Here is a 10552-nt window from a genome sequence, read left to right on the forward strand (position 1 = left end):
CCCGATCGGCCACCGCCATCGCCTCGCTCTGATCGTGGGTCACATAGAGGGCGGTCATCCGCTCCGCTTTCAGGATCTCCCGGATCTCCCCCATCAGCTGCTCCCGCAGCGCCCGATCCAGGGACCCCAACGGCTCGTCCAGCAACAACACAGCCGGCCGCGGGGCGAGGCTCCGGGCTAGAGCCACCCGCTGTTTCTCCCCTCCGGAGAGGGTGTGGATCTCCCGGCGCTCGTAGCCGGAGAGCCCGACCTGGCTCAAGAGGGCCTTCACCCGCTCCCGGATCTCGTGCTCCGGAAGCCGCTGCATCCGCAACCCGAAGGCGACGTTTTCGAAGACGTTGAGGTGGGGGAAGAGGGCGTATTCCTGGAACATCAGGCCGATGTGGCGTTGGTGAGGGGGGACGCCCCCCAGGTCCCGGCCGTCGAGGAGAACCCGCCCCGCATCCGGAGGCTCCAGCCCGGCGATCAGGCGCAACAGGGTGCTTTTCCCGCTCCCGCTCGGCCCCAGGATGACCATGATCTCCTCATCGGCCACCTCGAACGTCACGCGATCGAGGGCCACGAGTTCCCCATAGCGTCGGGTTAAATCGATCACCTGCAAACGGGGCATCCGCATCCTTTCTCCATGCGGCGCTGCGGGGGGCTTGGCGTTTCAAGCGCGGCCGAGGCCGGTCCGCTCGAGCAGCGCGGCGACGTTGCCCCGCCAGGCCTCCGGATCCTCACGTCCGCTGGCCAGATCCTCCAGGATCCGGGCGAGGGCTGCGTGGACCGGCGTGGGGACCCCCACACGGGCGCCGTGGCGCACCACGGCACCCGAGTACGCCTCGATCTCCAACCGGGCGCCTCGGCGCAGGTCCTGGTGCAGGGAGGGAAGCTTCCCTCCGCGGCCTCGAGCGCCCAGGGCGGCGAGGAGCGGGCGAACTAGGGGGGCGGGCCCGTGGGCCATCGCCCATGCCAGCAGCGGGACCGGGTAGCCGGGCAGCGGCACGACGCGCAGGCCCAGCGCCCGCATCACCATGAGGGCCTCGCGGAACGCCGCCCGCTCCACCGCGAACGTCCGGGGATCCCGGAGCACCTGTCCCGTCGGCCAATCCAGGATCGCGCAGGTGGCGTTGGCGATCAAGTTGAGCAACAGCTTGGACCATTTCATCTCCAAGGGATCCGCATAGAGGCGGGTGGAGAACCCGGCCAGTTGTAGGATCGTCCGCCATTCCCGAAGGGCTTGATCGGGAGCCATGGGTGCCAGCCCCAGCCCGCCTCGCGTCCGCTCCAGCCGGACGACTCCAGGCGCGGCGACGGAGACAGGCTGGGTCAGGGTTCCGGCCACCACCCGCGAGGCCCCGAAAGCGGCGGCCAGCCGCGTTTCCCCCTCCACGCCGTTTTGCCAGCAGAACAGGAGCGCTGAGGACCATCCTTTCCGTTGCAGAGCGGCGATCGCCGCCTCCGTATCGTAAGCCTTCACGGTTAGGAAGACCGCATCCACTTCCCCCTCGACAGCATCCAAATCGGAAACCGCGCGGGGCCAGGTGGTCAGCCGCAGGCCATCCGGACGCAGGAGGGTCAGCCCGTGGCGCTGGATGGCTTCCATCACAGGGGGACGGCCCAGGAGGATCACCTCATGGCCGAAGGCGCTCAACATGGCCCCCAGATATCCCCCCACCGCCCCTGCGCCGAAGACCAGGATCCGTCGGGCGGCGACCGCTTCCATCGGCATAGCGGCCTCAGGCCTTCACGCGGGCGGTCTCGTGGATGATCCCCAGGAAGGACTCCGCCTTCAGGCTCGCCCCGCCGACCAGCGCGCCATCAATGGTTGGGCGGCACACGAACTCCGCGATGTTCTCAGGGGTCACGCTTCCTCCGTAGAGGACCCGCACCCGCTGGGCGACCTCCACCCCGAAGATCGCCTCGAGGGTTCCCCGAATCCAACGTCGGATCACCTCCTCCGCGTCCTCCCCTGTGGCCGCGCGCCCGGTTCCGATGGCCCACACCGGTTCATAGGCGATCACCAGGCGTGCTGCCTGCTCCGGCGAGAGCCCCTCCAGCGCCCGTCGGGTCTGCGTGGCCACGACCGCCCCGGTTTCTCCGGCTTCCCGTTGCGCCAGGGTCTCCCCCACGCAAAGGATGGGGGTCAGGCCGTGGCGCAAGGCGGCGGCGACCTTGCGGCGGACCATCTCATCGTCCTCATGGAAGTGCTGCCGCCGCTCCGAGTGGCCGATGATCACATACTGGCACCATTCTTTCAGCATCACCGGGGAGATCTCCCCGGTGAAGGCCCCTGCGTCCTCCCAGTGCAGGTTCTGAGCTCCCAGGCGGATCGAGGAGCCCTGGATCACCGCGTGAACCGCGGGGATGGCGATGAAGGGGGGACAGAGCACGACTTCCACCATCTGGGTTTGCAGGCCCTCCTGGATCGCTCGGGCCAGCGCCTCTCCCTCGGCCACCGTCTTGTTCATCTTCCAGTTTCCAGCGATCAATGGCTGCCGCATGGTTTACCTCGTTCGAAGGGAATCCAAAAGCTTATTATGCAGAGGTCTGGGGCAGGCACAAGGTCCACCGCCACGGTAGGCGTTTGCCTCATTTTGTAGGGGCGCCCCTTGTGGGGGCCTCAGGGCGGGCACAAGGCCTACCTCTACATCCTTTCTGTAGGTGATCCGGTTGACGCCCCATAGATATGGTGTTAACTTACAATCTGAGGGAACTCAGAAATATCTTCTCTCCTTCCCACACGGGCAGCAGAGGCTTCCTTGGGATCCGATGGCCATTCGCTCATGCGGCAAGCAGATCGTGGGTCAGGAGGAAAGAGGAGCGGTGATCCCTGCCTGCCCATCCCTCGAGTCGGTGGATCGCCCCGATCAAGGACTGGGGATTCGGGTCCCTCGATATATATTAAAGTAAAGTAAGGGAGGTAATGATGGGGCTCGAGGAGATGAAATGTGTCCCGTGTCGAGGCGACGAACCGCCCCTCATGGAGGATGAGATCGCGGCGTTGCTCCCTAACGTCCCGGAATGGCAAGTGGTGGTGCGGGAAGGAACCCCCCAGCTGGAGAGGACCTTTCGCTTTCCGAACTTCCGGGAAGCCCTTCGGTTCACGGTGGAGGTAGGGGAGCTCGCAGAGGCTGAAGGGCACCATCCCGTTCTCATCACCCGTTGGGGACGGGTGACGGTGGCCTGGTGGACCCACAAGATCCGTGGCTTGCATCAAAATGACTTCATTATGGCTGCAAAGACGGATGCCCTTTATGCCCGGCGGTTCTTGCGCGAACGATCAGAGTTGCATGATTAATCCCCTCGGAGGGATGGGAGATTTTCATCTCCTCTAGTTCAATCGTCCCCAATCTGGAGTGATGATCTTTTTGCTCGTGGTTATGAGTTACACCGTTCGGAGCTCGCGAAAAGAGAGGAAAGGGCCCCACCGCCATCGTTCGCTCCCCCCGCAGCCCAGAGGGCTGCGAGGAGGATGAAAACGGTTGTTAAGGCGGAGCCGAGCGCCTTTGGCGCCCGGCTCCGCCCCAAAGCCCCTACAAGGAAACCGATACAGGCGGGAGCGTTCCCCGAATGGCTGCACTGATCCTAGTGGCGGATGACGATCTGCAAACGGTTAAGCTGACGAGCTTGATGCTTCAGCGTAAGGGTTATCGGGTCACCCCAGCAACCAGCGGCGCTCAAGCCCTGGCGAAAGCGGAGACCGAGCAACCGGATCTGATCATCCTGGATGTGATGATGCCGGATATGGACGGCCTGGAGGTCTGCCGGCGCCTGCGGGCGAACCCGCGGACCTCTGGGATCCCGATCTTAATGTTCACGGCGAAGACGGCGGTGGCGGATAAGATCGCCGGGTTCCAGGCGGGCGCGGATGATTACTTGACCAAGCCGGTTCATCCGGCGGAATTGATCTCCCGCGTGGAGGCCCTGCTGCAGCGGACTGCCCGCTTGAAGGCGGAGGCCACGGCTGGCGTTCACGCCGCCACCATCGGCTTCCTGGGGGTGAAAGGGGGTGTGGGGACCTCCACGGTAGCGCTGAACACGGCGGTGACCCTGGCACAGGGCGCTGGCCACCTGCCTCCTACGGTTCGAACCCCCCCACCGGATTTCCGTTATCCGCGGGTGGTGTTGGCCGATCTGGCCCCGCACGGAGGATTGGCCCACCTGCTTCGGCTCTCCCATGTTCTGGGGTTGCCCAATGTCCTCGCGTATCCACCCCAGGAGCTGGATCCTCCTACTATAGAGAAATATCTGACGCGCCATGTGAGCGGGTTAAGGATGCTTTTGGCTCCTTATACACCGCGGCCGATTATGCTTTCCACCGCCCACATTCGCACCTTGGCCCGACATCTGGCCACGCTAGGCGATTATGTGCTCTTCGAGATGGGGCACACATTGGACGATGGAACTCGGACGCTATTAGGAGAACTGCGTTATCTTGTCCTGGTGATGGAGCCCACCTCCCTCGCGCTGATCCACGCGCAGGATGTGATCCACGTCTTGTTACAGTTGGGGTGGGGGGCTCAGCAGATCGGGCTGGTGATCGTGAACCGCGCGGTTTCAGCGGTCGCCCTGACCCGACGGCAGATCGAAGAAGCGCTCTCGCTGGAGCCCATCGGTTTCATCTCCCCCGCTCCTGAGCTGGCCCATCAGGCCGCCGATCAGGGGGTTCCGATTGTGATGCTTCAGCCGGATGGCTTATTGGCGGAGCAGTTCCGCGAGCTGGCCCGACGTTTGGTGGCGCTCACGAGGTGAAGATGCCCATCCAGGCCCGTCATCCCCACCCGTGGGATGTTTCTCCAGAGGAGGCGGTGGCGATCCAACAGCAGCTCCGCTCCCTGGTGATCCGTGAGGGACCTCAGCCGGATCCCGGGGCAGTGATCGTCGGGGTGGATGTCGGCTTCCGGGGCGATATCGCCCGTGCCGCCGCCGTGGCGGTGCGGTTCCCCGACCTCACGCCGCTCGCCCAGGCCGTTGCCGAGGTCCCGGTGACCTTCCCATACATCCCGGGTTTGCTGGCCTTTCGAGAAGCCCCGGCGATCCTGGCGGCCCTGAACCGCTTGGCTCTTATCCCTCACGTGTTGATGGTCGATGGCCATGGGATCTCTCACCCCCGGCGGATGGGGATCGCGACCCATCTCGGGGTTTATCTGGATCTTCCGTCGATCGGATGTGCGAAGTCCAAGCTGTGGGGACGTTACGAGATGCCGCCGGATGTGCCCGGCGCCTGGACGCCGCTTTGGGATGGGGAGGAGATCATCGGCGCCGTGTTGCGCACGCAAGCGGGCGCGAGCCCCTTGTTCGTCTCGATCGGCCATCGGATCTCCTTGGAGAACGCGATCATGACGGTGATGGCCTGCGTCCGCGGCCATCGGCTTCCGGAGCCCACCCGTCTGGCCCATCTGGCGGCTGGGGGCGCGGATGTGGTCTCTTCCGCCCGGCAGCCCCGCTTGCTTTGAGTCCACCCATTCTCCTAAGGGTTTTGAGGACGAGGCGGCCGCTGAAGGCGGTCCACCGATTCCCCAAAATCCCGAGGGCTATACAAGCAGAACACTCCTTTCCTCTCCGCTTTCCCCCTCCGGCCCTTCGGGCTGTGGGGAGGGGAAAGGGGGGAGGGGGTTGCATGGCCCAGGGGGAGGGCCCGGGCGAGAAGTCGGGCTGTCCGTTCGCCCGAGGTCCAACTCCGCGGTGCAAGCCGTGTAGGCGGCCTCCACCTCGGAGAAAACTTTTCTTCGCAACAGGAGAAATCCCATGGCGAGAGTGCTGGTGGTTGATGATGATCCGGATGCTCGTCGGCTGATTGGGTTGGTGCTCCGTCGTGCAGGCCATGAGATCCTCTACGCGGAGGATGGCCTCCAGGCGCTGGAGGTCATGAGTCAGGAGTATCCTGACCTGATGATCCTGGATCTCATGATGCCGAGGATGGATGGCTATGAAGTCCTGGAGGCCATGCGCCGTCGGACAGACCTGGCGGGCATGCCTGTGATTGTGTTGACCGCGAAGTCTCAGGTCACCCCTGCGGCCGCTCAGAAGCTCTTGAACGTTCACGCCTACCTCACCAAGCCGGTCTCCGCCGAGACCCTCCTGCAAACCGTGCAGGAGGTGCTGGAGGCGGCCCGCCCGCTTCAAGGCACCGGCGGTCGGACGCTGGAGATCGCCTGTGGCGAGAGCTGGCCCGGTGGAGCGGGGGAGTTCTTGGCCCCAGCCCTGGCCGCCGCGCTGGCCACCCATGCTCCTACGCTCCTGGTCGATGTCGAGGGGATCGGACGGGGGGCGATGGTCTTCGATGTGGAACCTCGCCTGAGGGCGGAGGATCTGGAAGCCGGCCGGGATCCCATCCAAGGCCTGATCCCACTCCAGGAGCAGCTTCGGATCTGGTCGGTCTATGGAACGCCCAGCGCGGCGGTCGTGCAGCGGGTGGCCGAGCGGCTGGCCGCCCAGGCGCGGTTTCTGGTCTGGCTGATGGGGGATCCCGTTGGCCTCGTGGCCGCTCGGATCCTCCCCCGATGCCAGCGGGTTTTCCTCACGTTTGAGAGCCATACACCCGGGTTGCGAAGGGCGCGGATCGTGCTCCGCCATTTGGAGGAGCTGGGGCTTCGACCCCCTCGGGTCGAGCTCGTTTGGGTGCGACGCTGGGTGGTTTCGGAACCGTGGACGGAGATCGAGATCCAGAACCGTCTGGGCGGCTGGCCCGTTCAGGTCTGGCCGGTGGATCCGGTGACGGCCCATCGGGCACTGCAGGAGGGCCGCCCCATTCAGGCGGTCGAGCCGGAGAGCCCCACGGCCAACCGGATTCAGGAATGGGTCGAGGAGATCCTACAGCTGATGAAGGAGGGGAAGCCTGTATGAGCCGGCAGGAGTTGCCCCTGTCATCAGAGCATTACACCCGGCTTCGGGCCTGGTTGATTCAACAGCTTCAGAAGGGGTCGGAGCCTCCGCCGATGGGAATGACCCCTGAGAACTGGTCATGGGTTCGGGATCGGGTGACCCAGCTGTTGGCCTCCGCGCGCATCTCCCTGCCTCCAGAGATGTTGGATCGGCTGCTCGATGAGGTGGGCGATGAAGTCGTCGGATACGGCCCGATCGGGCCGCTGGTGCGGGACCCTTCGATCACAGAGATCATGGTCAACGGCCCCTCGCAGATTTACGTAGAGCGGGACGGAAAGATTGTTGAAGTGGACGTGAGGTTCCGGGATGATCAGCACGTAATGGAGGTGATTGATCGGATCCTCAAGCCCCTGGGGCGCAAGGCGGATCGAACCTGGCCGATGGCCGATGCCCGCCTCCCGGACGGCTCCCGTGTGAACGTGATCATCCCGCCGTGCGCCTTGAACGGACCCACCATTACCATCCGGAAGTTCCCGGCCCGGCGGCTGACGGTGGAGGACCTCATTCGCTTCGGGACCATGACCCCGGAGATGGCGGAGTTCCTGCGGGCCTGTGTCATCGCCCGCTTGAACATTGTGGTTTCCGGAGGGACCGGTTCGGGGAAGACCACGCTGTTGAACGTGCTTTCCGCGTTCATCCCTGAGGATGAGCGCATTGTCACCATTGAGGATGCCGCGGAGCTTCAGTTGCAACAACGCCATGTCGTGCGCTTAGAGGCAGCGCCCGCTCTGCCCGATGGGACGGGCAGGGTCACCATCCGCGACCTGGTGATCAACGCCCTGCGGATGCGGCCCGATCGGATCATCGTGGGGGAATGCCGAGGGCCGGAAGCCCTGGATATGCTCCAGGCGATGAACACCGGCCACGAGGGCTCCATGACCACGATCCACGCCAACAGCCCCCGGGATGCGCTTTCCCGGCTGGAAACCATGGTGCTGATGGCCGGGATGGATCTCCCCCTCCGGGTTGTTCGCACGCAGATCGCCTCGGCGATCGATCTCATCGTGCAGCAGGAGCGGCTGCGGGATGGCTCGCGAAAGATCACTCGGATCACGGAGATCCAGGGAATGGAAGGGGATACCGTGGTGCTGCAGGACCTCTTCATTTTCCAGGCGAAAGCGATTGGGGAAGAGCAGGGGAAGGTGGAAGGGGTCCATCGGCCGACCGGGATCCGCCCCCATTTCATGTCCCGCCTGGAGGCCGCTGGCATCCGGCTTTCCCCCCAGATCTTTGGGGTGGGGACGTTCCCAGTGGGCCGGATGCGTTAGGTCAAGACCGAGGCCGCGGGGCCGGTCGCCTTGGGCGACCGGCCCCGCGATCCTCTTCCGTCCGCCTTCGAGGGCGAGCCGCCGGGCTGGGAGAGGTCTCCCTACTTCAGCCGGGCGGCCAGCGCCTGACGGATCTCCTCGACCTCCGCGTGACGCCCCAGCTGTTTCTTGGAGAACACCAGTTCTCCGTTCACCCGGACCTCAAAGACGCCCCCGCTGGATGGGATGAGCGTCCACGAGGCCACCTGTCCCTCGAATTCCTTCAGCAGCTCCTCGGTCAACCTGACCGCTCGGGGAAGGTACCCTCAGACCGCGCAATACTCGATCTCCACCTGCAGCATTGCAAGCCTCCGTCGTGAAGATTGGAAAAGGTTTCTGAGGCTGTGGCGGACCTGACAGCCTCAGAGGCTCTCGCTGCCGGGATCACGGCACATCGTTATACGTCCACAGCCGATTGGCGAGGAAATTCCAGAAGAGGGCCACCCCAACTGCGATCACCTGGGCGAGGTTCACCCCCCACTTCATCCCCAGCCGGGGGATCAGCAGCCCGGAGGCTGTCCCGAACACAGCCAGGTTGATCCCCAGTCCTGCCGTGTTCACCATGAAGAACTGAGAGATCTGCTGCCAGATCGGTTTGGACCGAGAGTCCGGGTAGGTCCAGTAGCGGTTCCACAGAAAATTGTTCATCACCGCAGCGGTAAAGGAGACGGCCTTGGCCCAGATGGGGATCCATCCGCCCAGGAAAATGAGGCCGTTCAGGATTCCGGTGTCCACCACGAAACCGACCGTTCCCACCACGCAGAACTTCATGAAGCGCACGATCTCCCGACGATACATTCGTAAAAGGTCCCCTAAGGCGGGCCGCATGGGAAGTCTTCTCTCCACGTTATCGCCTCCGTTCACGATGTTTGAGGGGGCCCGGAGGTCAGGGAGGCTCCTTGCTCCCGGCTCAAGATCTCTACCCATGCCCCATATAGCGCGATCAGCAAGGGCAAATTCGCCACGTAAAGATTATCGAAGAACTGGTGGATATGCAAATGTGCCCATGCGCCCATCAGCCCCGCGGCCAATCCCCTCCGCCATCCGGAGCTCCGCCGCCATGCTTGCCAGGTTTGGTACCCGATCGCAATCCAGAGCACCAGGTAAAGCAGGAGACCTACCAGACCAGTCTCCGCGGCCATATTCAGGTAGATATTATGCGCGTGGCCCAGGGGGTTCGGCCAGCGGATGAGGGCGTAGCCTGGGTAGGCCGCGGCGTAATTCCCAAACCCGACCCCCAACCATGGATGAGCCCGCACCATTTCCACGGCGGCCTGCCAATGGGCCAACCGTTCAATGATCGCAAAGTTCGCCTCGTTCACCACGGCCCCGCGCACGTCGGCGATCTGAAGCTCTTCCGTTACTCCGGCCAGGCGGGCTCGGATCGGTGTGGGGATCTCCCCCATCGTCCACCAGAGCGCTCCCAACAACATCGGGGTCGCCAGGGCGATGATCCTCCATCGATTTCGAGAGGGCAACATCCAGAGCAACGTCCCCCCGGCGATGGCGGCCCCCAGCCATGCCCCCCGAGACCACGAAGCGGCCATGGCCAAGAGGGCGAGGCCCCCGAGGCCCAGCGCGCCCAGCCCGATCAACAGCTCCCGAACCGATCGCTGTGGGCTGCGAAGGAGCCCGAAGGCGAGGCCCAGCGCCACCGGAGCGATCAGACCCATCATCCCGGCGAAGGGGTTGGGCTGCTGGAACGTCCCGTAGGCTCGATAGAAAGGAAGGCCGGGGAGTCGGAAGTGCTCCGGGCCGCTCCCGCGCAGGAAGGCCTGCCAGATCCCAGCGCTGGCCTGGAGGGCTCCGGAGATCAAAGCAATGCCAAGAAGAAGGCGCTGGGCGCGCGGGGAAGCGCTGAGGACGACGATCACCACCCCTCCGATTTGCGCCCATTTGATCCACTCCGGGAGCCCATCCTCCCAGGACGGAGCCCAGGACAGGGAGAGGAGGGCATAGCCCAGGAAGAGCCCGTAGGCCCAATCCCACCTCCAACGGGGAAGGGGAAGCGATCGATGCGCCAGCCCGCGCCACAGCCAGGCCAGGAGGGCCAGGCCCAGGAACAGCTGAGCGCTGTTCAGAGGGGGATGCCAGCGCTCGTTCTCCAGCGGCGCCAGCGGCCCGGTGAGCAGCGCCGCCCCGAGGCCGGCCTCGGGGATCCGCAGGAGGACGATCAATCCGGTGAAGGCGGTGGCGGCTCCGACAACGATCCATGGCCTCCACATCAGCAGCAGGCCCAGGCCGAAGGCCCCCAGCCCCCATAACAGCTCGTAGCCGAATAATGCAACGCTCAGCCGAAGGTTCCGGGCGCTCTGTCCCATGGATCCGCAGTCATCCCGATTCGTGGAATTCCTGTAAGTGGCGGGCCGCGTAAG

Annotated in this window: 10 protein-coding genes and 1 pseudogene; 5 read left to right on the forward strand and 6 right to left on the reverse strand. The window is 64.5% G+C overall.

Going from position 1 to position 10552, the window contains the following annotated elements; genetic code table 11:
• The 3 genes from ACFMO5_RS13960 to tpiA all read right to left on the reverse strand — a co-directional run.
• Nucleotides 1-610 (reverse strand): ABC transporter ATP-binding protein (locus ACFMO5_RS13960; protein ID WP_376793358.1); only part of this gene is annotated, 610 nt, incomplete at its 3' end.
• A 42-nt stretch (nucleotides 611-652) separates the two neighbouring features.
• Complete coding sequence (locus ACFMO5_RS13965; protein WP_376793359.1) at nucleotides 653-1714, reverse strand: ketopantoate reductase family protein; 1062 nt, start codon at nucleotides 1712-1714, stop codon at nucleotides 653-655.
• 7 nt (nucleotides 1715-1721) lie between these two features.
• Nucleotides 1722-2486 carry a triose-phosphate isomerase gene (tpiA, locus tag ACFMO5_RS13970; protein ID WP_376793360.1) on the reverse strand — a complete coding sequence of 255 codons (765 nt, stop codon included), beginning with the start codon at nucleotides 2484-2486 and terminating at the stop codon, nucleotides 1722-1724.
• Nucleotides 2487-2908: 422 nt separating this feature from the next.
• On the opposite strand from tpiA, the gene ACFMO5_RS13975 reads away from it, so the two are divergent.
• The 5 genes from ACFMO5_RS13975 (at nucleotide 2909) to ACFMO5_RS13995 (ending at nucleotide 8138) form a co-directional block, all read left to right on the forward strand.
• On the forward strand, nucleotides 2909-3283 hold the full coding sequence (locus ACFMO5_RS13975) for a 4a-hydroxytetrahydrobiopterin dehydratase (RefSeq protein ID WP_376793361.1): 375 nt from the start codon (nucleotides 2909-2911) through the stop codon (nucleotides 3281-3283).
• A gap of 272 nt (nucleotides 3284-3555) precedes the next feature.
• Nucleotides 3556-4737, forward strand: coding sequence for a response regulator (locus tag ACFMO5_RS13980; protein ID WP_376793362.1), 1182 nt, complete (start codon nucleotides 3556-3558; stop codon nucleotides 4735-4737).
• 2 nt (nucleotides 4738-4739) lie between these two features.
• The gene (gene nfi, locus ACFMO5_RS13985) at nucleotides 4740-5441 is read left to right on the forward strand and encodes a deoxyribonuclease V (protein WP_376793363.1); all 702 of its coding nucleotides are present in this window, start codon (nucleotides 4740-4742) and stop codon (nucleotides 5439-5441) included.
• 292 nt (nucleotides 5442-5733) lie between these two features.
• Nucleotides 5734-6831, forward strand: a complete 1098-nt coding sequence (locus ACFMO5_RS13990; protein WP_376793364.1) for a response regulator — start codon at nucleotides 5734-5736, stop codon at nucleotides 6829-6831.
• Nucleotides 6828-8138: a CpaF family protein gene (locus ACFMO5_RS13995; protein WP_376793365.1), complete on the forward strand. Its 1311-nt coding sequence runs from the start codon at nucleotides 6828-6830 to the stop codon at nucleotides 8136-8138. Before ACFMO5_RS13990 ends, ACFMO5_RS13995 begins: the two co-directional genes overlap by 4 nt.
• Before the next feature lie 101 nt (nucleotides 8139-8239).
• On the opposite strand, the pseudogene ACFMO5_RS14000 reads toward ACFMO5_RS13995, so the two are convergent.
• The 3 genes and pseudogenes from ACFMO5_RS14000 to ACFMO5_RS14010 form a co-directional block, all read right to left on the reverse strand.
• Nucleotides 8240-8431: pseudogene (locus ACFMO5_RS14000) on the reverse strand (SelT/SelW/SelH family protein); the annotation flags it as partial.
• 130 nt (nucleotides 8432-8561) lie between these two features.
• Complete coding sequence (locus ACFMO5_RS14005) at nucleotides 8562-8975, reverse strand: GtrA family protein (RefSeq protein WP_376793366.1); 414 nt, start codon at nucleotides 8973-8975, stop codon at nucleotides 8562-8564.
• A 62-nt stretch (nucleotides 8976-9037) separates the two neighbouring features.
• Nucleotides 9038-10552, reverse strand: a 1515-nt coding sequence (locus ACFMO5_RS14010) for an O-antigen ligase family protein (protein ID WP_376793367.1), incomplete at its 5' end; no start/stop codon positions are given.

Origin of the sequence: Thermoflexus sp. (assembly GCF_042408365.1) — a bacterium.
In the GTDB taxonomy this organism is placed as follows: Bacteria; Chloroflexota; Anaerolineae; order Thermoflexales; family Thermoflexaceae; genus Thermoflexus.

What these genes read in the sequence shown, in the direction of transcription:
- ACFMO5_RS13965 (WP_376793359.1), bottom strand. Translation starts at nt 1,714, where the DNA reads ATGCCGATGGAAGCGGTCGCCGCCCGACGGATCCTGGTCTTCGGCGCA.
- tpiA (WP_376793360.1), bottom strand. Translation starts at nt 2,486, where the DNA reads ATGCGGCAGCCATTGATCGCTGGAAACTGGAAGATGAACAAGACGGTG.
- ACFMO5_RS13975 (WP_376793361.1), top strand. Translation starts at nt 2,909, where the DNA reads ATGATGGGGCTCGAGGAGATGAAATGTGTCCCGTGTCGAGGCGACGAA.
- ACFMO5_RS13980 (WP_376793362.1), top strand. Translation starts at nt 3,556, where the DNA reads ATGGCTGCACTGATCCTAGTGGCGGATGACGATCTGCAAACGGTTAAG.
- nfi (WP_376793363.1), top strand. Translation starts at nt 4,740, where the DNA reads ATGCCCATCCAGGCCCGTCATCCCCACCCGTGGGATGTTTCTCCAGAG.
- ACFMO5_RS13990 (WP_376793364.1), top strand. Translation starts at nt 5,734, where the DNA reads ATGGCGAGAGTGCTGGTGGTTGATGATGATCCGGATGCTCGTCGGCTG.
- ACFMO5_RS13995 (WP_376793365.1), top strand. Translation starts at nt 6,828, where the DNA reads ATGAGCCGGCAGGAGTTGCCCCTGTCATCAGAGCATTACACCCGGCTT.
- ACFMO5_RS14005 (WP_376793366.1), bottom strand. Translation starts at nt 8,975, where the DNA reads ATGTATCGTCGGGAGATCGTGCGCTTCATGAAGTTCTGCGTGGTGGGA.